The organism is Comamonas badia DSM 17552 (assembly GCF_000484635.1).
Lineage (GTDB): Bacteria > Pseudomonadota > Gammaproteobacteria > Burkholderiales > Burkholderiaceae_C > Comamonas_C > Comamonas_C badia.
This window is the reverse complement of record NZ_AXVM01000004.1, coordinates 95,711-117,522: the sequence shown is the minus strand read 5'-3', so window position 1 is coordinate 117,522 and position 21,812 is coordinate 95,711. Positions and strand designations below refer to the sequence as shown.

Here is a 21,812-nt window from a genome sequence, read left to right as displayed (position 1 = left end):
TCGCTGTCAGAGCACCGGGGGGGCGCGCACCGGCGGAACCGCAAAGCGCCAGGCGGCGGGCGCGATGCTGGCGACAGGGCGCAATTCAAAAGAGAGCGCCACGGCGGCGGCGGGTTGCGCGTTCCACGCGAGCGGCGGCGCCGTTGGCAGGCACAGCGGGCAGTGCATCAGCGCGCCGCCAGCCGGCTGGCCGTCGGCACCGGCGGCCAGCGTGGGCGCGCCGCTGCTGGTGCAGATATCCTGCAGTCCCTGCGCGTAGGCCAGGGGTGCGGCCGCGGCGGCCATCACCGTCAGGGCAAACCATGCCAGGACCCCGCGCCCCAGCAGGCCGGCGGTCATTTGGCGAAGGCGCGCAAAAACTGGCATGGCCGGGCATGATAACCACGCCGGCTGCCATCGTTAAGATTCGCCGGCGCACCGCCCCTGGAACCAATTGCGGCGCAGCCGCTCCCATGTAACGCCATGTTTGACCGATTGCCCTCATTCTTTCGCCAGTTTCTTTTTTTGATAGCTGCTGGCGCCCTGTGCACGGGCGCAAATGCCCAATTTCAGCTCAAAAAAACAGGTACGCCTGCTGCCAGCAGCGTGGTCACGACCGACCATGTGCGGGCCGAGCTGGTGGCGCAGGCCCCGGAGGGAGTGGCGCCGGGCAAGCCGCTCACGCTGGGCCTGCTGCTCACGCACCAGCCCGAGTGGCATACCTATTGGCTCAACCCGGGTGACTCGGGCCTGCCGACGCAATTGCAATGGCAGCTGCCGGCGGGGCTGGACGCGGGCGAAATCGCCTGGCCGCTGCCGCGCAAGATCCCGATAGGGCCGTTGGCCAACTATGGTTATGAGGGTCAGGTGCTGCTGCCGGTGCCGGTGACGGTTTCCAGCATGTTCCAGCCGGCGCCTGGCGAGACGCAAGCCACTTTTCAACTGCAGGCCGCCTGGCTGGTGTGCCGCATGGAGTGCGTGCCGGAAGAGGGCAGCTTCACGCTGCAGGTGCCGCTGGCGGGCACGACGGCGTTCAACGCGGCGGCTTTTGCCGCAGCCGCACGGGCGTATCCGGGCGACATGACCGCCCAGGACAGCGACGCGCAGGTGGACAACGATGCGCTGGTGCTGCGCGTGCAGCATCTGCCGCAGGCATGGCAGGGCAAGCAGCTCGACGTCTTCCCTGAAACGCCCGAGGTGGTGGACAACGCCAAGGAACCGGTGCAGCAGTGGGAGGGCGCCACCTGGACGGCGCGCGTGCCGATCTCGCCCGAGCGGGCCGCCAGCCCCGAAGCCATGGGACTGGTGCTGGCCCAGGGCGGCACGGGCTGGCGGGTGCAGCTGCCGGTGGCGGGCGAGTGGCCGCCGATGAAGGCACTGCCCACCCAGCTGGGTTTTTCGCAGGATGCGGCGTCCGCGGCGGCTGCCATGGCGGCGCCGGCCCCGGTCCCCAGCAGCGCACCGCTCGCGGCCTGGCTGGTGGCGCTGGCCGGAGCCTTGGTGGGCGGCGTGCTGCTCAACCTCATGCCCTGCGTGTTCCCGATCCTGGCGGTGAAGGTCGTCGGCTTTGCCCGGCATGCGGGTGATTTGCGTGCGCAGCGCGTGGGTGGGCTGGCTTACACCGCGGGCGTGGTGCTCTCCTTCCTGGCGCTGGGTGCGCTGATGCTCATGCTGCGCACGGCGGGCGAAGCCGTGGGCTGGGGCTTTCAGCTGCAATCGCCGCTGGTGGTGGCGCTGCTGGCCGTGCTGTTCACGCTGATCGGCCTGAACCTGGCGGGACTGTTCGAGGTGGGCATGCTGCTGCCCTCGCGCTGGGCGGCGGCGCAGGCCAAAAATCCGGTGACCGATGCCTTTCTCACTGGCGTGCTGACGGTGGCGGTGGCCTCGCCCTGCACCGCGCCGTTCATGGGTGCATCCCTCGGTCTCACGCTGTCGCTGCCGGCGGTGCAGGCGCTGGCGATCTTTGCAGCGCTGGGGCTGGGCCTGGCGGCGCCCTATCTGCTGGCGAGCTGGTGGCCGGCCGTCGCAGGCTTGCTGCCGAGACCCGGTGCCTGGATGCAGACGCTGCGGCAACTGCTGGCCTTTCCCATGTTTGCCACCGTGGCGTGGCTGGTCTGGGTGCTGGGCCAGCAAAGCGGCATCGATGGCGCGGGTGCGCTGCTGGTGCTGCTGGTAATGCTGGCGCTGGTGGTCTGGGCGTTCACGCTGCGTGGCCGTACACGCACCGTATTTGCTTCTCTATCGATAGCTGCTTGCGCATGGCTGGTAAGCGCCTGGGGCCCAAAAATCATTGAATTGCAGGCACCTGCCACAGCGCAGTCTGCGCAGGCGGGCGGCTGGCAGCCGTGGCGCGCCGAGCTGCCGGCCGAGTTGCTGGCCCAGGGGCAGCCGGTGTTTGTCGACTACACCGCCGCCTGGTGCGTGACCTGCCAGGTCAACAAGAAAACCACGCTGGCGAACACCGGCGTGCGCCAGGATTTCGCGGATAAAAAGGTGGCGCTGCTGCTGGCGGACTGGACGCGGCGCGATCCGGCCATCACCGCCTCGCTGGCCTCGTTGGGGCGCAGTGGCGTGCCGCTGTATGTGCTGTACGCGCCGGGCAGGAAGCCGGTGGTGTTCAGCGAGTTGCTCGGGGTGCGTGAACTGCGGGATGCGATGGCGGCGCTGTGACGGATGACCTCGCTGCGCTCGATGACCGCGGCTGGCGCTTGCGATGACGCGGCCTGCGCCGCATGACGGGGGTATTTGGTCATTGCGTCATTCAATCATTCCCCTCCCCCTGCAACGCCAGCGCGCGCTGGTAGAGCTGGTTGCGGCTGGTGCCGGTCAGCTCGGCCGTCAGCCGAACGGCGGTCTTGAGCGGCAGTTCAGCGAGCAGCAGGCGCAAGGTCTCTTCGCTCTGATGCTCATCGGGGCTGGCGTCGTGGCCCTGGGGATGCACCACGATGGCGAATTCGCCGCGGCTGCGCTGCGGCGTCTCGGCCAGCCAGTCACTGCAGGCGCTGGCGGGCAGCGTGGCGATTTCCTCGAACTGCTTGGTCAGTTCGCGCGCCAGCGTCACTGGGCGCTCGCCCAGCGATGCCAGTTCACGGGCGATCTGCGCGATGCGGTGCGGTGCTTCCAGCAGCACCACCGTGCGCGGCTCCTGCGCCAGCCGGGCCAGCGCGGCCTTGCGCTCGGCGGCCTTGGTGGGCAGGAATCCGGCAAAGACAAAGCCCGGCGCTGCATCGCCGGGCGCGATGGCCCCGGCGCAGCTCAGGGCGCTGACCACGCTGCTGGCGCCGGGCAGCGGAATGCAGCGCAGCCCGGCCTGCTGCGCGGCGGCCACCAGGCGCGCGCCGGGATCGCTCACGGCGGGGGTGCCGGCATCGCTCACGTAAACCACGCGCTGGCCCTCGGCCAGCCGCGCCAGCACGGCCTGCGCCGTTTGCGCCTCGTTGTGCTGGTGCAGCGCCAGCCATTGCCCCGGGCTTTTGTGGATGCCGTAGGCGCGCAGAAGCTGCTGCGTGTGGCGCGTGTCCTCGCAGGCCAGGGTATCGGCCAGCTCCAGCACATGCAGGGCACGCAGCGTGATGTCGGCGAGGTTGCCGATGGGCGTGGCGACGACATACAGCGCGCCCTCTGGATAATCCTGCGCAGCCGCCGCATCGCGGGCGGCGGCAAGTGCGGTGGCATAGGAGGCGCTCAATGGGGTTCCTTGGCGGCAGGCGCAGTGGTGCAACGGAAACAACCCGCGTGCGCGGCCAGCAGGCGGAAGATGCAGCGCTGGCGCATCTGCGTGCGGCGGGACTGGCGGTGGTTGAACGCAATTATCGAACGCCCGGACGCGGCGGCGGCGAGATCGATCTCATCATGCGCGAGTGCGATGGCACGCTGGTGTTCGTTGAGGTGCGCAGCCGTTCCCGAGCGGATTTTGGCGGTGCTGGTGCAAGCATAGGCGCGACCAAGCAGCGGCGCATCATCTTTGCCGCGCGCCACTATCTGCTGCGCTGCAAGGCGGTGCCGCCCTGCCGCTTCGACGTGGTGCTGATTGAACCGGATGGCGTGCAATGGCTGCGCGCCGCATTCGACGCGGGGTGATGCAGCGCGGCAGCCGCCGCTTGCCGGGCGGTCAGAAGCTGAGGCTGGCGGCGCCGGTCTTCAGCCGCTCATGGATGGCGCTGGCACCGCTGATCACCACGCCATCGATCAGATCCTCCTGTGTGTAACCGCGCGCCTTGACGCAGGGCGTGCAGGCATAGATGGTGCCGCCGCGCGCCATGAAATCGGTCATCAGCGCCATCAGCGGGTCCAGCGGTGCGACGTGGGTGTGGTCGGCGCTGCCGCGCCGCACCAGATCGACCGCCGAGCTGGTCAGAAACGCGCTCACCGGCATGCCGGCGGTGAGGCCGCCGCAGGCAATGGTGAACGCCACCGACGACAGTTCATGGTCGGCGCCGTGTGTCATCAGAACCACCAGTTCTCTCGGATCCTGTGCCATGGGAAGCTCCTCGGGGTGTGGGGGGTGGCGCAGGGCGCATGGCGGCGCCCGTGCGGGGACGGGCATCATGCTCCGCCCATTCGCGCGCTGTCAAGACGATGCCTTTGCGGGGCAACCCTTCGGGCAAGGCAGCAAAACGCCGCACTCGGCGTTGCCCACCTTGCCCAGGCCAGCAGCATGGGCTGCGGCGGGCGCCTTGATTGCGACGTTTTGCTGCCTTGCGGGCACCACGCGGAGACTTTGAAAACGCTCTCAGACCTGCATGTTCATGATGTCGGTATAGGCCTGCACCAGGCGGTTGCGTACGTGCAGCGTGGCCTGGAAGCTGACCTGCGCCTTCTGGATCGCAACCATGGTCTCTTCGATGCTGACCTTGGGGTTTTCCAGCTGCACCTGCTTTTGCAGCTCGTTGGCCTGGTTCTGTGCCTTGCTGACCTCGCTCAAAGCCCCTTTGAGGGCGCCGGAAAAGCCGGCCTCCTGCGCGCCACCCTGCGGTACGGCATTGCGGCGCGCCGCCAGCGCGCTGGTGAGCGGCAGGGGGGTGCTGGTGATGCGCAAGTCCATGGCAGTGGGTCTGATCCGAAGGTAGGTCTATCGTAGGGCGGCGCCCGGGCTGCAGCAGCGCAAATAGCCGGCCAAACTGGCGCCTTATTGGTGGAACGCGGCAGGGGGCGGCAGGAATAATCATTGCACCGCCGCTGCCTCTGCCTCTGCGCGGCACTAGCCCTTGCCTGGAATTGACGATGCCCTCTGCTGCCGTTGCCGAAATGCCGATCGCTGCCCCAGTGGCCGGCGCTGCGTGGCCGCAGCGGCTGGCCAGCCTGGATCGCGCCGCCCGCATGCGGCTGGCGCTGGGACTGGCGCTGTTTCTGGCGATGGTGGTTGCCGCTGCGTTCTTCGCCAGCCGACCCGATTACCGTGTGCTGTTTTCCAACCTGAGCGACAAGGATGGCGGCGCCATCGTCGCCCAGCTCACGCAGATGAACGTGCCCTACAAGTACACCGAAGGCGGCGGCGCGATCATGGTGCCCGCGGACCGGGTGCACGACGTGCGGCTGCGCCTGGCCTCGCAGGGCCTGCCGAAAGGCTCGATCACCGGGTTTGAAGTGACGGAAACCAGCCGCTTCGGCGTCACGCAATTCCAGGAGCGGCTCAATTTCCAGCGTGGCCTGGAGGGTGAGCTCACGCGCTCCATCCAGTCGCTCGCGCCAGTGCAAAGCGCCCGGGTGCACCTGGCGCTGCCCAACCAGAACGGGTTCTTTCGCGAACAGCAGAAACCCTCGGCCTCGGTGCTCGTGAGTTTGTATCCAGGGCGTTTCCTCGATCGCACGCAGCTGGCCGGCATCGTGCATCTGGTGGCCTCCAGCGTGCCGGATCTGGCGCCGGCCGCCGTCAGCGTGCTCGACGATACCGGCAAGCTGCTGTCGCAGATGCCCGATGGCGTGGGGGGCGGCGCGCCCACGGGCGAGCAGCTCGCCTACGTGCAGAAGATGGAACAGCAATATGCCCAGCGCATCGTGGATATCCTTGCGCCGGTGGTCGGGCGCGATAACGTCAAGGCCACGGTGAATGCGGATATCGATTTCAACCAGACCGAATCCACCACGGAGCAGCATCGCCCGAACCTGGCCGCCGACGCCAGCGCGGTGCGCAGCCAGCAGGTGGTGGAAAACGCCGCCAAGCCAGGCGACAAGCTGCCTGCGGGTGTGCCCGGGGCGGTGAGCAACCAGCCGCCGCAAAACGCCAACGCCCCTGTCAACGGGGCCAACCCCGCCCCCGATGCCGGTGCGCAAGGCGGTCCGGGCGCCGGCGGCGGCAGCGTCGGCCACCGTGAAATCACCACCAACTATGAGGTGGACAAGACCACCAGCGTGACGCGTGCCGCGCAAGGCATGGTCAAGCGTGTCAATGCCGCGGTCGTGGTCAACTACCAGTCGGTGGCCGAGGCGGCGGGCAAGCCGCCGGTCGCCAGGCCGCTTTCGCCCGAGCAGATCGAGCAGATGACGGCCCTGGTGCGCGAGGCGGTGGGCTACAACAAGGAGCGCGGCGATTCCGTGAACCTGATGAACGCGCCGTTCAAGGTCGATACGGTGGCCCCGGTGGAACTGCCGTTCTACAGGCAGCCCGAGGTGATCGAACTGGCCCGCAGCCTGGGCATGCCCATTGGCCTGTCGCTGGCCGCTGTGCTGCTGCTGATGGGCGTGGTGCGCCCGGCACTCAAGGCCGCGCGGCAAGGCAGCGCGGCGCCCACGGCAACGCGGCGCAAGGTGAATGCGATTGCTGCCGAGCAGATCGAACGTCCGGCGCTGCCGGCGCTCGAAAAATCGCAGGACCAGCCGCTGACGCAGGAACAGTTGCGGCTGCAGGAGGCGCGTTCGCTGGCGAAGGACAATCCGGTTGCCGTGGCCAATATCGTGAAGACCTGGATCAACGGCGAATGACGTTGATGCACACGGAGTGAACCCACCATGGACGATCAGGGCCTGAACGACGCCGCCATCCTGCTGATGTCCCTCGGCGAGGAAGAGGCGGGCGAAGTCTTCAAGCACCTCTCGCCCAAGGAGGTGCAAAAGCTGGGCGAGACCATTGCCCGCATGCGCACCGTCTCGCATGAGCGCGTGGATGAAGTGGTTTCCCGGTTCACCAACGAGGCGGGGGCGCAGAGCCTGCTGGTGTCCGACACCGGCAACTATGTGCGCTCGGTGCTCAAGCGTGCGCTGGGTGATGACAAGGCGGCCTTGCTGATCGACCGCATCCTGCAGGGCGGTGACGTGTCGGGCATAGAGCAACTCAAGTGGATGGACCCGCTGGCCGTCGCCGAGTTGCTGCGCAACGAGCATCCGCAGATCATTGCCGCCATCCTGGTGCACCTCGATCCGGAGCAGTGCGCCGACATCCTTGCTCAATTCACCGATCGCCAGCGCGGTGAAATCATGCTGCGCATTGCCACGCTGGAAGGCATACAGCCCACCGCGCTCAAGGACTTGAACGAAGTGCTGTTCAAGGCGCTGGCCGGTGGAGACAAGGTGCGCAAGAGCTCGCTCGGCGGTGTGAAGGCGGCCGCCGAGATCGTCAACCTGCTGCGCGGCGGCATGGACGGCATGGTGCTGGAGAGCATTCGCGAGCACGATGCCGATCTGGCGCAGAAGATCATGGACAAGATGTTCGTGTTCGATGATGTGATGAAGCTCGATGACCGTGCGATCCAGACCGTGCTGCGCGAGGTGGCCTCCGAAACACTGGTGGTGGCGCTCAAGGGCGCGCAGCCCGAACTGCGCGAGAAATTCCTCAAGAACATGTCCACCCGCGCCGCCGAGGCGATGCGCGAAGACCTCGAGTCGCGTGGACCGATCCGCCTGTCCGAGGTCGAGGCCCAGCAGAAGGAAATCCTCAAGACCGTGCGGCGCCTGTCCGACGAGGGCCAGGTTGCGCTCTCGGGCGGCGGCGACGACGCCTTCGTCTGACGAGGATCATCCATGGCGACTTCCAGCACCCGTCACTACACCCGCTTCATACCGGGCGAGGAGATCGCCGAGGCGGTGCAGTGGCGTTTCGGCGATGTCGGCCTGGACGCGCAGGCCTTGTTGCCGATGCAGCCTGCCGAGGCCGAGCAGGAACAGGCCGAGGAGGCAGCGCAGGCGGCCGCCGAGCGGGCGCAGCAGGTGCATGACGCCGCCTTCGCCGAAGGCGTACGGCAGGGGCAGGCGCAGGCGACGCATGAATGGCAGCAGCGGCTGGACGATTACGTCGCCGGCCAGGGGCGGCAGGTGGCTGCGCAGCTTGCTGGTGTGGTGAACACCTTCGAGGAGAGCCTGGGGGGCCTGCAGCAAAAGATGGCCGATGGTCTGATGCAGCTGGCGTGCGACATCGCGCGCCAGGTGGTGCGCCAGGAGCTGCAGTCCAACCCGCGCGCGCTGCTGCCGGTGGTGCGCGAGGCGCTGGCCACCTTTGTGCAGGACAGCCGCCCAGCCTCCGTGCGCCTGAACCCCGCGGATTGGCAGGCGCTGGAAGGGGCGCTGCGCGACGAATTCGGCAGTACGCGCGTGCAATGGCAGGCAGACGCATCCATTGCACCCGGCGGCTGCAGCGTGGAATGCGCGGGGGCCGTGGTCGATGGAACGCTGGAAACGCGCTGGCGCCGTGCGGTTGCGGCGCTGGGGCTGGTATCCGCCTGGCGGGAGATGGGTGATGCCGATTGAAGCCAGCGCCGCCTGGGACCATCTGCTGGAGCGGGCGCGCGCGCGCGCCACCGATGAAATGCCGCTGGCTTCGCGCGGCACGCTGACGCGTCTGACGGGGCTGGTGCTGGAAGCGGCTGGTCTGCGCATGCCGGTGGGTGCGCAGTGCCTGGTGCGCCAGGGCACGCGCAAGCCGGTGCTGGCCGAGGTGGTCGGGTTTTCCGGCGAGAAGGCCTTTCTGATGCCCGCGGGGGATATCCATGGGCTGTCGTCGGGGGCCTCGGTCACTCCGGCCAACGCCTATGTGCCGCCGCTACGCCTGGCCCGCGACGCCGGCGGTGATCCTCCCGCGGGCGCTGGCGTGCTGCGTCTGCCCTTGGGTGATGGCTTGCTCGGCCGCGTGGTGGATGCCCAGGGAGAACCGCTGGACCATGCGGGAGCGCTGCAGAACGTCACGGCCCGCTCGCTGCGCCGTGAGCCGATCAACGCCATGGAGCGCGCGCCGGTGCGCGAGCCGCTGGATACCGGTGTCCGCGCGATCAACGCGCTGCTCACCGTCGGTCGCGGCCAGCGGCTGGGGCTGTTTGCCGGATCGGGCGTGGGCAAAAGCGTGCTGCTGGGCATGATGGCGCGCTACACCGCCGCCGATGTGATCGTCGTCGGCCTCATCGGCGAGCGTGGCCGTGAAGTCAAGGAATTCGTCGAAGACATCCTGGGTCAGCAGGACCGCAGCCGCGCGGTGGTGGTGGCGGCACCCGCGGATGCGCCGCCACTGCTGCGCATGCAGGGTGCCAGCTATGCCACGGCAGTGGCGGAGTATTTCCGCGACCAGGGCAAGCATGTGCTGCTGCTCATGGATTCATTGACGCGCTATGCCATGGCGCAGCGCGAGATTGCGCTCGCCATCGGCGAGGCGCCCGCCACCAAGGGCTACCCCCCGAGCTGCTTCGCCAAGTTGCCGGCGCTGGTCGAACGCAGCGGCAACGGCTTGAACGGCATGGGCTCCATCACCGCGTTCTATACCGTGCTCTCGGAAGGCGACGACCAGCAGGATCCGATCGCCGATGCCTCGCGTGCCATTCTGGATGGCCATATCGTGCTCTCGCGCGCGCTGGCCGAGGGCGGGCATTTTCCGGCGATCGACATAGAGCAGTCGGCGTCGCGCGTCATGGTCAATGTCGTCCCTGCGCAGCATTTCGAACTTGCGCGCGACTTCAGGGCGACCTGGTCGCGCTACCAGAAGAGCAGTGATCTGGTGCAGGTCGGCGCCTATGTGGGCGGCTCGGATCCGCAGCTCGACGAAGCCATCCGGCTGCAGCCGGCGATGCAGGCCTTCCTGCAGCAAGGCATGCGCACCGCGGCATCGCTGAACGACAGCGTCGCTGGCATGGCGGCCGCTCTCGGGCGGGATTAGGGGGCGCCATGGCAGGACACCGGGCCTTCGAGGTGGCGATAGACATGGCTCAGCGCCAGCGCGATGCTGACCGCAGGCTGCTGGTGCAGCAGCGCGGCCAATGCGCCAATGCCGAAGCCCAGCTGACCCAGCTCACCGGCTACGCGCAGGAGACGCGCCAGCGCTGGGGTGCCAGCGAAGGTGCGCGCCTGCTGCCCGAGGTGCTGCGCCACCAGTTGCAGTTCCTGCAGCGGCTGGAGCAGACGGCGCGGATGCAGCAGGCCGTGGTGCAGGCGCAGCGGCAGCGCGTGCAGCAGGCCGTGCGGCAGCTGGCGGCGGCCGAGGCGCGCCTCGCCAGTCTGCGCCACGTGCTGCAGCAGCGCCAGCGGGCGGAGCAGAGGGTGCAGCAGCGGCATGAACAGAAGGAAACCGATGAATGGGCCATGCAGCGCCATGCGCGCGGCATCGGCCGCCAATTGACACAGGGAATATGAGCCATGGAACAGGTACGACCCGCCAGCGCACAGGCGCATGCGCAGCAGAAGGCGCAATCCGCAGGCGGAGCAGCCGATGGCAAGCCGTCTGCTGCCGAGGCGCCGGCGTCCCGCGACAAGGATGGGTTCTCTCTGCTGCTGGCGGCGCTTGGCGGCGGGGTTTCGCCTGCGGGCGATGCGCAGGACGATGGCTTGCCCGCGCCTGCCCCGGGACAGCCGGGCGCCGACCTGGTGGCGGCGGACACTTCGTTGCACGGCGGAGATGCCCAGGAGCTGCTGGAGCAGCTGCCGGACCCGGCACGGCGCTCGCAGCGGCAGGGCAAGGCCGCCGACCCTGGCCAGGCCACGCCGGCGCAGCCGGGCAACCTGCCCGCCCAGGTACCGCTGGCCGAACATTTGCAGATGCTGCTGAACCAGGCGCAGCACGCCCTGGCGGGGAAAGGCACGGGCCCTGACTCCATGGTGGCCGAGACGGCGCGCAGCGATGGTGCGGCGCAGCCATCGGCGGGCGCGGTGCGGTTGTCGCGCGGCGCAGCGGGGGGAGGACTGGCGCGCTTGCCGGGGCAGGCTCCTGGAGCCGCGCCTGCAGCGGCTGGGGTCGCGGACAGTGCAGCGGCCAAAGGTGGCGGCGCAATCGCCGATGGGGTGGCTCTGGCCGGTGGCGGCACGAGCGCACTATCAGCCGCCGCAAAGGAATCATTGCAAACGCCTGGCTCCGGCCACGTTGCTGGCGATCCGCGCGTGGTGCTGCGCGAAGGCGGCGCATTGGGGCAGTGGGCTGGCGATGCGATGACCCACAAGGAGGCGGCTGCCGTGCCCGTCTCGGCCGATGCCGCGATGGCGGCGCGCTCCACGCGCGCAATGTCCGAGGGCAGTGCGCAGGCTGGTGCGCAGGGAGGTGCAGGCGGAGAAGCGGGGCTGCAGCAGGCGCCGGTGCAGCAGGGCGGTGCGGCCGCTGGCGGCTCTGCACCGGCGGGGCAGGATGGCCAGTTGCCGGGCAGCTTTCTGGAGGAGCTGGGTGAGCAAGTGGCTTTCTGGGTGCACCAGAAGAGCCAGCGGGCCGAATTCACGCTGGATCAGGCTGGACAGCCGGTGCAGGTGCAGGTGACGCTGGCAGGCGATGTCGCCAGGGTGACTTTCCTGAGCGACCATGCCAACGTGCGGCAGGCGCTCGATGCAGGCATGGAAGACCTGCGCAGCCTGCTGCAGGAACAGGGCCTTGCGCTGGCGGATGTGAACGTCGGGGTCGCCGGGGGCCGGGGAGAGGGCGCGGCGGGCGGCAGCGAAACCCGACACCCGGATGGCCGCCGGGGCGAGGCGCATGTCAGCGTACGGAATGCCCCGGCAGGGGCTGTCCAGCGTTCTGCCGGTCAGAGGGCGCTGGATATCTTTGTCTGACCCCTTCCCTTTCGACAGGCCGCGGCGCGCGTGCCGCCGCACGCCTTCATGAGCGTTTGCACGGGGCGAATACGCCCGGTTTGCGGCGCTATTCTGGCTATCATTCCAACGCACCCGCCCAATAATCGTGCAACGGTTCGGGAGTGTCGCAGGTGGCGCTGTCGGGCGGTTGAACCCATGGCGCCCCCGTGGCGCGAGAAAGCTTGCACGTGGCCGAAGAAACTGCTGCACCCGCTCCCCCCAAGGGCAAGAAAAAGCTGATCGTCATCATTCTGGCGCTGGTGGTGGTGCTGGCGATCGCTGCCGCCGGCGTGCTGTGGTATCTCGTCCAACAGCGCAGCGCCCATCTGGACGAGGAGGGCGACGAGCCGGCAGCCGCGCAGGTGGCAGAGTCAAAGACGCCCCCGTCCTTTCTACCCATGGACAACATGGTCGTCAATCTGGCGGACCCCGGTGGAGATCGTTTTGCCCAGGTTGGCATCACGCTGGAGCTGGCCGATGGCAAGACCGCGGAGAAGGTCAAATCCCATATGCCGACGATACGCAGCGGTGTACTGTTGCTGCTGTCGCAGCGGACCTCCGAAGAACTGCTTTCGCGCGAAGGCAAGGAGAAGCTGGCAACCGACATACGCGGCGAGGTGCTTGATGCGCTGGGGTATGTACCGCCGCGGGCAAAAACGCGTAAAAAGCGTGCCGCCGCCGAGGAAGGTGGTGAGGAAGATCACGAGCCCCGCAAGGCGGTTGCGGACAGCAACGCACCGGTGCGCGCCGTGCTGTTCTCCAGCTTCATCGTCCAGTAGCGAGCTTGGTCCAGGCCGAGGAGAAAGCCATGAGTGACGCATTTCTGTCCCAGGAAGAAGTCGATGCCCTGCTGGAAGGCGTGACCGGCGAAAGCCAGAAAAACGTCGAGGAAGAGGTTGATTCGAGCGGCATACGCAATTACGACATTTCCAGCCAGGAGCGCATCGTCCGCGGGCGCATGCCGACGATGGAAATCGTCAACGAGCGCTTTGCGCGCAACCTGCGCGTCGGCCTGTTCAACTTCATCCGCCGCAGTCCCGAAATTTCCGTGGGCACCGTCTCGGTGCAGCGCTACAACGCCTTCCTGCGCGAGATCGTGGTGCCGACCAATTTCAACATCGTGGCCATCCGCCCGCTGCGCGGCAGCGGCCTGGTGGTGTGCGAGCCATCGCTGGTCTTTGGCCTGATCGATACGCTGTACGGCGGCGCCGGGAAATACCAGACGCGCATCGAGGGGCGTGATTTTTCGGCCACCGAGCAACGCGTGATCCAACGGCTGGTGGATGTGATCGCCACCGAATACAAGAAGGCCTGGCAGGGCATTTATCCGCTGGAGCTGTCGTACCAGCGCTCTGAAATGCAGCCGCAATTTGCCAATATCGCGACGCCGAGCGAGATCGTCGTCTCGACCGCGTTTCACCTGGAAATCGGCGATCTTGCCGGCTCCATCCACATCACCATGCCTTACGCCACGCTGGAGCCGATCCGCGATGTGCTGTATTCCACCGTGCAGGGGGATGCGATCGAGGTGGACAGGCGCTGGGTCAAGGTGCTGTCGCACGAAATGCAGTCGGCCGAAGTGACGCTGGTAGCCGAGCTGGCGCGCGCGGATGCCACGGTGGAGCAATTGCTGGCGATGCGGCCGGGCGATTTCATCGAGCTTGAGCGCCAGCCGCGCATCAAGGCTTCCGTAGGGGGCATCGATCTGTTTGCATGCCAGTACGGCACGCACAACGCCAAGTACGCGATTCGCATCGAAGAGCGCTTGCACACCGGCGATGCCGGCTGGACGGGGAAAGACCATGGCTACTGATTCCAATACCACCGAAGCGGTTGGAGCCGAAGGCGGCCAGGCGGCGGCCGACGATGCCTTCGCCGATTGGGCGGAGGCGCTCAATGAGCAGAAGTCAGCATCGTCAGCGACGCCGGAGCCAGAGCAGGGTGGCCCGCTCTCCGGTGGCGGCGCGCCAGCGTATGCCGGCAGCGGCGATCCCTCGGTGCATGACATCAACATGGTGCTCGACATCCCCGTGCAGCTCTCGGTGGAGCTTGGGCGTACCAAGGTGCCGATCAAGTACATCCTGCAATTGGGCCAGGGCTCGGTGGTGGAACTCGATGCGCTCGCGGGCGAGCCCATGGACGTGCTGGTCAATGGCTATCTGATCGCGCAGGGCGAGGTGGTGGTGGTGAACGACAAGTTCGGCATCCGCCTGACCGACGTGGTCACGCCATCGGAGCGGCTGCGCCGTGTCAGCCGGGGCTAGTTATTCGTCCCTGGCGTGGGTGGTGCTGTTCATTGGCGCCATCGCGCTGCTGCCATGGCTGGTGCGGCGCTGGCAGCGGGGGCGCGGCCAGATGCTGCCTGGCGCGGCGGCCGCGAACGCGCGCGTGCTGTCGTCCGTCGCCGTGGGACCGCAGCAGCGTGTGGTGACCATGGAGGCGGGAGCCCCCGGGCAGCGGGTGGTGCTGGTCCTGGGCGTGACGGCGCAGCAGATCAATTGCCTGCATGTGCTCCAGGCGGCTTCGTTTTCCGATGAGGTGGCCGCGGCGCGCGGCGCGGCGTCCCATGCCTAGGCTGCATCAGCGTTTGGGTTGGCTGGCGGCGGCCGTGGTGCTGGCGCTGCTGCCGGCCGGTGGCGTGCTGGCGCAGGATGCGGCGGGCACGCTGCCCATCATGATTGGCTCGGGCCCGGGCGGCAACAGCTATTCGGTGCCCATCCAGACGCTGCTGTTCTTCACGGCGCTTTCTTTCCTCCCGGCGGTGCTGCTCCTGATGACGAGCTTCACGCGCATCGTCATCGTGCTGTCGCTGCTGCGCCAGGCGCTGGGCACGCAGGCCGCGCCGCCCAACATGGTCATCATCGGGCTGTCGCTGTTTCTTACCTTCTTCGTGATGGGACCCACGCTGGACAAGGTCTATCAGGATGCCTACCTGCCCTATACCCAGAATCAGCTCAGCTTCGAACAGGCGCTGCCCAAGGCCGAGGCGCCCATGCGCGGCTTCATGCTCAAGCAGACGCGCCAGAGCGACTTCGCGCTGTTTGCCCGCCTGGCCAGGCTGCCGGCCGAAGTGACGGCGGAGACCGCGCCGCTGCGCGTGCTGGTGCCAGCCTTCGTCACGAGCGAGCTCAAGTCCGCCTTTCAGATCGCGTTCATGGTGTTCATCCCGTTTCTCATCATCGACATGGTGGTGGCCAGCGTGCTGATGTCGCTCGGGATGATGATGCTCTCCCCGGTGCTGGTGGCGCTGCCCTTCAAGCTGATGCTGTTTGTGCTGGCTGACGGCTGGAACCTGATCATGGGCTCGCTGGCCGCGAGCTTTGCCAGTTGAAAGCGAGGAGATCATGACGGCCCAGTTCGTTCTTACCTTCGGCCATGATGCGCTGATGCTGCTCCTGATGATCGCGCTGCCTGCGCTCGGCGCGGTGATGGTCGTCGGTCTCATCGTCAGCATTTTGCAGGCGGTCACCCAGGTGCATGAAGCCACGCTGTCCTTCGTCCCCAAGCTGGTGGCGGCGGTACTGGTGTTTGCGCTTGCGGGCCCCTGGATGGTGACGACGCTGGTGGACTATCTGCGCAGCACGATAGAGAGCATTCCGAGCATCGTTGGCTAGACGGACGCCGTGCTCACCTTCAACGAAGCACAGCTCATGGCCTGGCTTTCGCCGGTGCTTTGGCCGTTTCTGCGTGTACTGGCGATGTTCACCGCCGCGCCCATTTTTTCGATGCGCGCCATTCCCGTGCGCCTGAAGGTGGCGCTGGCGTTTCTCGTGGCCGTCTGTGCGCAGGCCGCACTGCCCGATCAGCCGGTGGTTGCGGTCAATTCAAGTGCCGCCTGGGGTGCGATCGTGCAGCAGGTGGGTGTCGGCCTGTGCATGGGCTTTGCCGTCCGGCTGGTGTTTGTCGCCATCGAGCTGGCGGGCGAAGTCATCGGCCTGCAGATGGGGCTCAATTACGCCTCTTTTTTCGATCCTGCCAGCAATTCGCAGCGCGGCGCGCTCACCAGCTTCTACAGCAACCTTGCACTGCTGCTGTTCATCGTGGTCAACGGCCACTTGATGGTGCTCATGGCCGTGGTCCAAAGTTTCAAGGCCTTCCCGGTCGATGGCGATCTGATGCAGGCGGTGGCGCAGCTGCGGCTGCAGGATCTGGGCGCGGGCATTTTTTCCAGCGCGCTGTGGATCGCTCTGCCGCTGGTGGCGCTGCTGCTGTTCGTCAATCTCACCATGGGCATCATCTCGCGCGTGGCGCCGCAGACCAATATCTACGCCGTCGGTTTTCCGGTCACGATCACCGTCGGGCTGCTGGGCATCACCGCGACGCTGCCCATGCTGGAACAGCCGCTGTTTACCTTGCTGCAGCAGGCGATAGACCTGTTTGGTGTGTACTGAAAATACAGCCAAATATGCCTCTGACGCTTTTGTGTGAAGCGCCAAATGCTATTGTTTTCATACCAATTTGTTGCGGATGGCGTAGACCGTGAGTTCGGCGTTGTTGCTCAGGTGCAGCTTGTCCAGCACCCGCGCGCGGTAAACACTCACGGTTTTGGGACTGAGCACCAGTTCCTGCGCGATGTCCGACAGGCGCTTGCCCGATGCAATCTTCACCAGCGTCTGCATTTCGCGCTCTGAGAGCTGCTCATGGGGCAGTTCGCGTTCGGGCTGCGACAGACTGTCGGCGAGCAGTTGCGCGACTTCGGGCGTGAGGTATTTGCGCCCCTGTACCACGGTGCGCACGGCCTGGATCAGCAGCAGCGGGTCGCTCGCCTTGTTGGCGTAGCCATGGGCCCCCGCCCTGATGGCGCGCAGTGCGTATTGGTCTTCGGGGTACATCGAAACGATCAGCACCTTGATCTGTGGATGGCTCTCGTGCAGGCTGGCGAGCACTTCCATGCCGCTGCGCCCCGGCAGATTGAGGTCCAGCAGCAGCACTTCGCAGGTCGCGTGGCGCAGCAGCTCCCTCAGCTCCGTATAGCTGCCCGCCTCGCCGGTCACCTCAATATCCGGCGCCTCGGCAAGGGTGTCGCGGATGCCGCGGCGCAGGATGGCGTGGTCGTCGCACAGAATCACATGGATCATGGGGCGGTGTCTCCGGTGGTGTTTTCACGCGCAGCGGCGGTGGGCAGCGAGAGGATGATGGTGGTGCCCCGCCCTTGCTGGCTGCTCACGTCCAGCCAGCCGCCGGCGCGCCGGGCCCGCTCGCGCAGCCCGCGCAGGCCGAACGAGGTGTGTTTGGCCAGAGCCGCGGGGGCGATGCCCACGCCGTCATCGCCCACTTCCAGCAGCAGGCTGCCATCGTGCTCGGAAAGCTCCACCCGCACGTGGCTGGCCTGGGCGTATTTCTGGATATTGGTGAGCGCTTCCTGCACCGTCCGGTAAGCCACCAGTTGCAGCGCTGGGGCCAAGGCAAAAAATTCCTGATCGGTGCTCATCCGAGCGGCAATGCGGGTGCGGCGCTCGAAGGTCTGCACCAGCCATTGCACGGCCGCCAGCAGCCCCTGGTCAAGCACTGGCGGGCGCAGGTTCATCATGATGCGCTGGCTCGCGCCCAAGGCGTGCTGCAGCATCTCGCTGGCGCTTTGTGCATGGCTCAGCAGCTGCGCATCGCTGCCGTGCCGGCTGATCCATGCCAGGTCAAAGCGCGCTGCGGTCAATGCGCCGCCGACATCGTCATGGATTTCGCGGGCGATCGCGGCGCGCTCTTCTTCCAGGCTGGTCTGCAAATGCTCCGCCAGGTCGGCCAGGCGCTGTTCGGATGCGGCCAGCTCTGCCATGGCCTGTTCTCGCGCGTGCCTGGATTCAGCCATTTCAATGGCCCGGGCAATCACCCGCGGCAGGCGCGCCACATCGTCCTTGAGCAGGTAATCGGAAAACCCCAGGTGCATGGCGTCCACCGCGGCCGCTTCGCCGATGGCGCCCGAGAGAAGCACGAAGGGCGGACACGCGGGCAATGGCCTGGCAAGGTTCCAGGCATCGATGGCGGTGAAGCCGCGCAGCCGATAGTCCGCCAGCACGATATCAAAGGGCACCTCTTGAAGCGCTGCCAGAAGCCCTTCCAGGGTGTCGACCTGCTGGATGCGATGCGGCAGCCGGGCGCGGCGCAGCACGAGGCTCGCGAGCTCGTGGTCGGCCGCCGAATCTTCCAGATGCAGGATGTGCACAGGCTTTTTCAGGGTGTCAATTTCGGCCGGGGTAGCTATCATGTTTGCCAAGTGGGAGGACAGCGGTGCAATGTTAGTCGCATGACTGCCGTGGCCTGGGCGTTTCGCTGGTGCGATGCGGGAGAAATGATGTCGTCAACGTCGGATGCTTCTTCGGGGCCGGTGGTCGGGGTGCCGGTCATGGTGCTGGCCGAGATACAGGATGCGTTGCTGACTTCGCTGCATGATCTGCATCGCCTGGAAGGCCTGCTCGATCATGCGGCGGGCAATCTGATGCAGCGCTTTGGCAGCGCGGATGCGGCGCTCTCGCAAGACGCACTCGCGGCGCATCCGGAGCTGGCGGGTCTGCGGGATACGCTGCGCAGCGCCGTCACCGAATTGCAATTCCACGACATGGCGATCCAGCTCATCACGCACACCAGCAAGGTGCTGCAGGCCTGCTCGGATCGCCTGGGCGCGGAAGCGATGGGGTCGGAGGCTGGCGAGGAAGCGGCAGCACCGGACACCATTGCGCCAGACCGCCCCAATCCGGTGACGCAGAGCGAAATGGACGCCGGGTCCATAGAGCTCTTTTGAGTAAATACACGCAGTTACCGGTTAACCTAACCCTCTTGGAATCTTGGGAGCCTTGGCATGCAGTCGATTCTGGCCGTCGATGATTCACCGTCCATGCGGAAAATGGTGACGTTCACGCTCACCAGCGCAGGATTCAACGTCGTTGAAGCGGTGGACGGCGAGGATGCCTACGAAAAAGCCATGGCACATGACGTCAATCTGGTGCTGGCAGACCAGAACATGCCGCGCCTCGATGGCATCGGCCTGACCCGGCGCCTGCGCTCGCACCCACGCTTCAAAAGCATGCCGATCCTGATTCTCACGACGGAGTCAAGCGACGTCATGAAGCAGGCCGGGCGCAGCGCCGGCGCCACTGGCTGGCTGGTCAAGCCTTTCGATCCCACCCGGCTGGTGGAAGTGATCCACAAGGTGATTAGCTGACCGGCCGCGCATTCACAGTTTGAACAGCAGACAAAAAGACGCAAAGGAACCCAAGCATGGCGGACCTTCATTCCCAGAGCGCAGGCGGCGACGCGGATTTCGACCTGACTCAGTTCTACGGCGTGTTCTTCGAGGAGGCCGGCGAAAACCTCGATCAGATGGAGCAGATGCTGCTGGCGTTGAATGTGAGTGCGCCCGATGACGAGGAGCTCAACGGCATCTTCCGCTGTGCCCACTCGATCAAAGGCGGCTCGGCCACCTTTGGTTTCAGCGACGTGGCGGAGCTGACGCACAAGATGGAGTCGCTGCTGGACAAGCTGCGCCGTCACGAACTGCAACTCACGCCGCCGATGATCGATGCGCTGCTGGAGTCCGCCGACGCCTCGCGCAGCCTGCTCGCGCGCCACCAGAGCGGCGAACAGGAAGAAGCCGTGTCCACGGTCGCTCTGGTGCAGCGCATACGGGCGCTGGCCGATGGCGAGGCGCCGGCCCCTGCCGACGTGGTGCAGGCCCCGCCACCGCCGCCGCCGGTTGCGCCCGTTGCGGCGCCGGCCCTCGTTCAGCCGGCGGGTGCCGATGGTGAGCGCGCACTGGAAATCAGTATTGGTCCGCTGGAGCAGCCCGAGCTGGCCGACGCGATCAAGGACCTCTTCCGTGATATTGCCGGCCTGGGCACCATCAGCGACCTGCCCGATGACCGTCCGGGCATGCGCAGCTTCGCCGTGCGTACCAGCTCGACGGATGGCGACCTGCTGGATCTGTTCGTGTTCCATGTCGCCAAGGAGCAGGTGAACATCCGCGCGCTGGGGGCATCGTCCGATGCGCAGCCGGCGGGGGCGACCGAGGCGGAGTCCGCGCAGGGGGTGGAGTACGGTTTTTTCAGTGGCGCGCCAGGCGCTCCGGTGGACGGAGGGCATGCGGCGCCCGCTCCGGCGGTGGCGCGGGCCGCGCCGCCAGCCGCATCGGCGGCTCCGGCCGTGGCCGCGGGGGGCGCAGCCCAGCAAAAGCCGGCGGCGCATGCGTCGATGGAGTCGAGCACCATCCGCGTTGCCGTGAACAAGGTGGACCAGTTGATCAACCTCGTCGGGGAACTGGTCATCACGCAGGCCATGCTGGCGCAGAATAGCCGCGATCTGGACGCAGGCCTGCACCAGCAGTTGCTCGCCGGGCTGGCCGATCTGGACCGCAACACCCGGGATCTTCAGGAATCGGTGATGTCGATCCGCATGATCCCGATGTCCACCGTCTTCAGCCGCTTTCCGCGCATGCTGCGCGATCTGGCCGCCAAATTGGGGAAGAAGGTGGATTTCGTCACCAACGGCGAGGCAACCGAACTGGACAAGAGCCTGGTCGAAAAGATTACCGACCCGCTCACCCACCTGGTGCGCAACAGCTGCGATCACGGCATAGAAATGCCCGCCGATCGGCTGGCGGCCGGCAAGCCGGAGCATGGCACGCTGACGCTCTCGGCATCGCACCAGGGAGGCTCCATCGTGATCGAGGTGCGCGATGACGGCCGCGGCCTGTCGCGCGAAAAACTGCTCACTAAGGCACGCGAGCGCGGCATGGAGGTTTCGGATGCGATGTCGGATTCGGACGTCTGGAATCTGATCATGGCGCCGGGGTTTTCCACGGCGGAGGTGGTCACTGACGTTTCCGGCCGCGGCGTCGGCATGGATGTCGTGAAGAAGAACATTTCCGCGCTCAACGGTACGGTGGAAATTGATTCCGTCGAAGGCGTGGGTACGCGCGTATCGGTACGTCTGCCGCTGACGCTGGCGATCATGGACGGCATGTCGGTCGGTGTCGGCGATGAGGTCTACATCCTGCCGCTGTCGTCCGTCGTCGAATCGTTCCAGGTCAATCAGGAAGGCATCAATACGGTGGCGCAAGGTTCGCAGCTGGTGAAGGTGCGCGAGGAGTACATGCCGGTCATTTCGCTGGAGCGGGTCTTTCAGGTGCCCCGGCAAAAGCCGGGCCAGGGCAACGACATCATGGTCGTGGTGGAAGCGGAGAGCTCGCGCGTGGCGGTTCTGGTGGATGAACTGCTGGGGCAGCAGCAGGTCGTGGTGAAAAATCTGGAGACCAACTACCGCAAGGTGGCCAACGTTTCGGGCGCTACCATCATGGGCGATGGCAGCGTGGCATTGATTCTCGATGTGGGCTCTCTGGTGCGCCGGGCGCGCCACTGAAGGCGCCACGCAGGAGGACTAGGACATGAACGCAGTGCTGAAGAACATGAACGAAGCGGCGCCGCCGGGGGCGGGCGAATACCTGACCTTCCGGCTGGGCGAGGAGGAATACGGTCTGGACATCCTCGCGGTTCAGGAGATCCGCGGCTATGAAGCGCCGACCCGCGTGGCCAATGCGCCCGCCTTTCTCAAGGGGGTTTCCAATCTGCGCGGCACCATCGTGCCCATCATCGACATGCGTCTGCGCTTCAACTGCGCCAGCGCCGAGTACAACCATTTGACGGTCGTGATCATTCTCAATCTGCGCGAGCGGGTTGTCGGCATCGTGGTGGACTCCGTGAGCGATGTCATCGAATTGACGGCTGCGCAGGTGCAGCCGGCGCCCGACGTGGAGAGCGCGATCGATGCCCGCTGCATACGGTGTCTGGGCTCCGTGGGAGACCGCATGCTGATCCTGCTGGATATCGAGAAGCTCATGGCGAGCCCGGACATGGGCCTTGCCAGCGCCTGATGGGCGGACG

Annotated in this window: 25 protein-coding genes; 19 read left to right on the top strand and 6 right to left on the bottom strand. The window is 66.5% G+C overall.

From position 1 onward, the window contains the following. Positions 1 to 6: 6 nt before the first annotated feature. Positions 7 to 339, bottom strand: coding sequence for a DUF2946 family protein (locus K320_RS18085; RefSeq protein ID WP_024538656.1), 333 nt, complete (start codon positions 337 to 339; stop codon positions 7 to 9). A 123-nt stretch (positions 340 to 462) separates the two neighbouring features. Between K320_RS18085 and K320_RS0109765 the strand changes: the two genes are divergently transcribed. Beyond that, positions 463 to 2,649 carry a protein-disulfide reductase DsbD family protein gene (locus tag K320_RS0109765; RefSeq protein ID WP_024538655.1) on the top strand — a complete coding sequence of 729 codons (2,187 nt, stop codon included), beginning with the start codon at positions 463 to 465 and terminating at the stop codon, positions 2,647 to 2,649. Positions 2,650 to 2,740: 91 nt separating this feature from the next. Here K320_RS0109765 and rsmI read toward each other — a convergent pair whose 3' ends face one another. Then, a complete protein-coding gene (gene rsmI / locus K320_RS0109760) occupies positions 2,741 to 3,667 on the bottom strand; it encodes a 16S rRNA (cytidine(1402)-2'-O)-methyltransferase (RefSeq protein ID WP_024538654.1) in 927 nt (308 codons plus the stop codon). Between rsmI and K320_RS0109755 the strand changes: the two genes are divergently transcribed. After that, positions 3,667 to 4,059 (top strand): YraN family protein, encoded by a 393-nt coding sequence (locus K320_RS0109755; protein ID WP_024538653.1) that lies wholly within the window; start codon positions 3,667 to 3,669, stop codon positions 4,057 to 4,059. The two genes, rsmI and K320_RS0109755, sit on opposite strands and share 1 nt — an antisense overlap. Positions 4,060 to 4,090: 31 nt before the next feature. Here the strand turns inward: K320_RS0109755 and K320_RS0109750 are convergent, their stop codons facing one another. Then, positions 4,091 to 4,459: a DsrE family protein gene (locus tag K320_RS0109750; RefSeq protein ID WP_024538652.1), complete on the bottom strand. Its 369-nt coding sequence runs from the start codon at positions 4,457 to 4,459 to the stop codon at positions 4,091 to 4,093. A 252-nt stretch (positions 4,460 to 4,711) separates the two neighbouring features. Then, positions 4,712 to 5,023 (bottom strand): flagellar hook-basal body complex protein FliE, encoded by a 312-nt coding sequence (gene fliE, locus K320_RS0109745; RefSeq protein WP_024538651.1) that lies wholly within the window; start codon positions 5,021 to 5,023, stop codon positions 4,712 to 4,714. 179 nt (positions 5,024 to 5,202) lie between these two features. Between fliE and fliF the strand changes: the two genes are divergently transcribed. The 13 genes from fliF to fliR all read left to right on the top strand — a co-directional run bounded on the left by fliF (position 5,203) and on the right by fliR (position 16,334). Next, entirely contained in the window at positions 5,203 to 6,900 is a 1,698-nt protein-coding gene (fliF, locus tag K320_RS0109740; RefSeq protein WP_024538650.1) for a flagellar basal-body MS-ring/collar protein FliF, read from the top strand. Between the two features lie 27 nt (positions 6,901 to 6,927). Continuing rightward, positions 6,928 to 7,923, top strand: coding sequence for a flagellar motor switch protein FliG (fliG, locus tag K320_RS0109735; protein ID WP_024538649.1), 996 nt, complete (start codon positions 6,928 to 6,930; stop codon positions 7,921 to 7,923). A 12-nt stretch (positions 7,924 to 7,935) separates the two neighbouring features. After that, positions 7,936 to 8,658 carry a FliH/SctL family protein gene (locus K320_RS0109730; protein ID WP_024538648.1) on the top strand — a complete coding sequence of 241 codons (723 nt, stop codon included), beginning with the start codon at positions 7,936 to 7,938 and terminating at the stop codon, positions 8,656 to 8,658. Beyond that, on the top strand, positions 8,648 to 10,051 hold the full coding sequence (fliI, locus tag K320_RS0109725; RefSeq protein ID WP_024538647.1) for a flagellar protein export ATPase FliI: 1,404 nt from the start codon (positions 8,648 to 8,650) through the stop codon (positions 10,049 to 10,051). The genes K320_RS0109730 and fliI overlap by 11 nt, the downstream gene beginning before the upstream one ends. Before the next feature lie 8 nt (positions 10,052 to 10,059). Continuing rightward, complete coding sequence (locus K320_RS18685) at positions 10,060 to 10,524, top strand: flagellar export protein FliJ (RefSeq protein WP_084301230.1); 465 nt, start codon at positions 10,060 to 10,062, stop codon at positions 10,522 to 10,524. A gap of 3 nt (positions 10,525 to 10,527) precedes the next feature. Further along, positions 10,528 to 11,922, top strand: coding sequence for a flagellar hook-length control protein FliK (locus K320_RS18080; protein ID WP_024538645.1), 1,395 nt, complete (start codon positions 10,528 to 10,530; stop codon positions 11,920 to 11,922). Positions 11,923 to 12,131: 209 nt separating this feature from the next. Next, on the top strand, positions 12,132 to 12,722 hold the full coding sequence (locus tag K320_RS0109710; RefSeq protein WP_024538644.1) for a flagellar basal body-associated FliL family protein: 591 nt from the start codon (positions 12,132 to 12,134) through the stop codon (positions 12,720 to 12,722). Between the two features lie 29 nt (positions 12,723 to 12,751). Further along, a complete protein-coding gene (gene fliM, locus K320_RS0109705; protein ID WP_024538643.1) occupies positions 12,752 to 13,756 on the top strand; it encodes a flagellar motor switch protein FliM in 1,005 nt (334 codons plus the stop codon). After that, positions 13,746 to 14,207, top strand: coding sequence for a flagellar motor switch protein FliN (fliN, locus tag K320_RS0109700; RefSeq protein WP_024538642.1), 462 nt, complete (start codon positions 13,746 to 13,748; stop codon positions 14,205 to 14,207). The genes fliM and fliN overlap by 11 nt, the downstream gene beginning before the upstream one ends. After that, positions 14,191 to 14,517, top strand: a complete 327-nt coding sequence (locus K320_RS0109695; RefSeq protein WP_024538641.1) for a FliO/MopB family protein — start codon at positions 14,191 to 14,193, stop codon at positions 14,515 to 14,517. The genes fliN and K320_RS0109695 overlap by 17 nt, the downstream gene beginning before the upstream one ends. After that, positions 14,510 to 15,274: a flagellar type III secretion system pore protein FliP gene (fliP, locus tag K320_RS0109690; RefSeq protein ID WP_024538640.1), complete on the top strand. Its 765-nt coding sequence runs from the start codon at positions 14,510 to 14,512 to the stop codon at positions 15,272 to 15,274. The genes K320_RS0109695 and fliP overlap by 8 nt, the downstream gene beginning before the upstream one ends. A gap of 13 nt (positions 15,275 to 15,287) precedes the next feature. Beyond that, positions 15,288 to 15,557, top strand: a complete 270-nt coding sequence (gene fliQ, locus K320_RS0109685) for a flagellar biosynthesis protein FliQ (RefSeq protein WP_024538639.1) — start codon at positions 15,288 to 15,290, stop codon at positions 15,555 to 15,557. A 9-nt stretch (positions 15,558 to 15,566) separates the two neighbouring features. Beyond that, a complete protein-coding gene (gene fliR / locus K320_RS0109680) occupies positions 15,567 to 16,334 on the top strand; it encodes a flagellar biosynthetic protein FliR (RefSeq protein ID WP_024538638.1) in 768 nt (255 codons plus the stop codon). A gap of 57 nt (positions 16,335 to 16,391) precedes the next feature. Here the strand turns inward: fliR and K320_RS0109675 are convergent, their stop codons facing one another. Then, entirely contained in the window at positions 16,392 to 17,021 is a 630-nt protein-coding gene (locus tag K320_RS0109675) for a response regulator (RefSeq protein WP_024538637.1), read from the bottom strand. Further along, positions 17,018 to 18,145, bottom strand: coding sequence for a hybrid sensor histidine kinase/response regulator (locus tag K320_RS0109670; RefSeq protein ID WP_024538636.1), 1,128 nt, complete (start codon positions 18,143 to 18,145; stop codon positions 17,018 to 17,020). Before K320_RS0109670 ends, K320_RS0109675 begins: the two co-directional genes overlap by 4 nt. A gap of 87 nt (positions 18,146 to 18,232) precedes the next feature. Here K320_RS0109670 and K320_RS0109665 point away from each other — a divergent pair, with 87 nt between their 5' ends. Genes K320_RS0109665 through K320_RS0109650 form a run of 4 tightly spaced genes read left to right on the top strand, consistent with a single transcriptional unit; the run spans position 18,233 to position 21,802 of the window. Continuing rightward, a complete protein-coding gene (locus K320_RS0109665; protein WP_024538635.1) occupies positions 18,233 to 18,679 on the top strand; it encodes a hypothetical protein in 447 nt (148 codons plus the stop codon). 57 nt (positions 18,680 to 18,736) lie between these two features. After that, positions 18,737 to 19,099: a response regulator gene (locus K320_RS0109660; RefSeq protein ID WP_024538634.1), complete on the top strand. Its 363-nt coding sequence runs from the start codon at positions 18,737 to 18,739 to the stop codon at positions 19,097 to 19,099. Positions 19,100 to 19,155: 56 nt separating this feature from the next. Beyond that, positions 19,156 to 21,291, top strand: a complete 2,136-nt coding sequence (locus K320_RS0109655) for a chemotaxis protein CheW (RefSeq protein WP_024538633.1) — start codon at positions 19,156 to 19,158, stop codon at positions 21,289 to 21,291. A gap of 25 nt (positions 21,292 to 21,316) precedes the next feature. Further along, complete coding sequence (locus K320_RS0109650) at positions 21,317 to 21,802, top strand: chemotaxis protein CheW (protein WP_024538632.1); 486 nt, start codon at positions 21,317 to 21,319, stop codon at positions 21,800 to 21,802. The last annotated feature ends 10 nt before the right edge of the window (positions 21,803 to 21,812 follow it).

Bases quoted from the DNA above. Each gene is read 5' to 3' on its own strand.
- K320_RS18080 (WP_024538645.1), top strand. From the start codon at position 10,528: ATGGAACAGGTACGACCCGCCAGCGCACAGGCGCATGCGCAGCAGAAG.
- K320_RS0109655 (WP_024538633.1), top strand. From the start codon at position 19,156: ATGGCGGACCTTCATTCCCAGAGCGCAGGCGGCGACGCGGATTTCGAC.
- fliE (WP_024538651.1), bottom strand. From the start codon at position 5,023: ATGGACTTGCGCATCACCAGCACCCCCCTGCCGCTCACCAGCGCGCTG.
- K320_RS0109730 (WP_024538648.1), top strand. From the start codon at position 7,936: ATGGCGACTTCCAGCACCCGTCACTACACCCGCTTCATACCGGGCGAG.
- K320_RS0109675 (WP_024538637.1), bottom strand. From the start codon at position 17,021: ATGATCCATGTGATTCTGTGCGACGACCACGCCATCCTGCGCCGCGGC.
- fliI (WP_024538647.1), top strand. From the start codon at position 8,648: ATGCCGATTGAAGCCAGCGCCGCCTGGGACCATCTGCTGGAGCGGGCG.
- K320_RS18685 (WP_084301230.1), top strand. From the start codon at position 10,060: ATGGCAGGACACCGGGCCTTCGAGGTGGCGATAGACATGGCTCAGCGC.
- fliG (WP_024538649.1), top strand. From the start codon at position 6,928: ATGGACGATCAGGGCCTGAACGACGCCGCCATCCTGCTGATGTCCCTC.
- K320_RS0109670 (WP_024538636.1), bottom strand. From the start codon at position 18,145: ATGATAGCTACCCCGGCCGAAATTGACACCCTGAAAAAGCCTGTGCAC.
- K320_RS0109755 (WP_024538653.1), top strand. From the start codon at position 3,667: ATGGGGTTCCTTGGCGGCAGGCGCAGTGGTGCAACGGAAACAACCCGC.
- fliP (WP_024538640.1), top strand. From the start codon at position 14,510: ATGCCTAGGCTGCATCAGCGTTTGGGTTGGCTGGCGGCGGCCGTGGTG.
- K320_RS0109765 (WP_024538655.1), top strand. From the start codon at position 463: ATGTTTGACCGATTGCCCTCATTCTTTCGCCAGTTTCTTTTTTTGATA.
- K320_RS0109660 (WP_024538634.1), top strand. From the start codon at position 18,737: ATGCAGTCGATTCTGGCCGTCGATGATTCACCGTCCATGCGGAAAATG.
- fliQ (WP_024538639.1), top strand. From the start codon at position 15,288: ATGACGGCCCAGTTCGTTCTTACCTTCGGCCATGATGCGCTGATGCTG.
- K320_RS0109750 (WP_024538652.1), bottom strand. From the start codon at position 4,459: ATGGCACAGGATCCGAGAGAACTGGTGGTTCTGATGACACACGGCGCC.
- fliF (WP_024538650.1), top strand. From the start codon at position 5,203: ATGCCCTCTGCTGCCGTTGCCGAAATGCCGATCGCTGCCCCAGTGGCC.
- K320_RS18085 (WP_024538656.1), bottom strand. From the start codon at position 339: ATGACCGCCGGCCTGCTGGGGCGCGGGGTCCTGGCATGGTTTGCCCTG.
- fliN (WP_024538642.1), top strand. From the start codon at position 13,746: ATGGCTACTGATTCCAATACCACCGAAGCGGTTGGAGCCGAAGGCGGC.
- K320_RS0109665 (WP_024538635.1), top strand. From the start codon at position 18,233: ATGTCGTCAACGTCGGATGCTTCTTCGGGGCCGGTGGTCGGGGTGCCG.
- fliM (WP_024538643.1), top strand. From the start codon at position 12,752: ATGAGTGACGCATTTCTGTCCCAGGAAGAAGTCGATGCCCTGCTGGAA.
- K320_RS0109650 (WP_024538632.1), top strand. From the start codon at position 21,317: ATGAACGCAGTGCTGAAGAACATGAACGAAGCGGCGCCGCCGGGGGCG.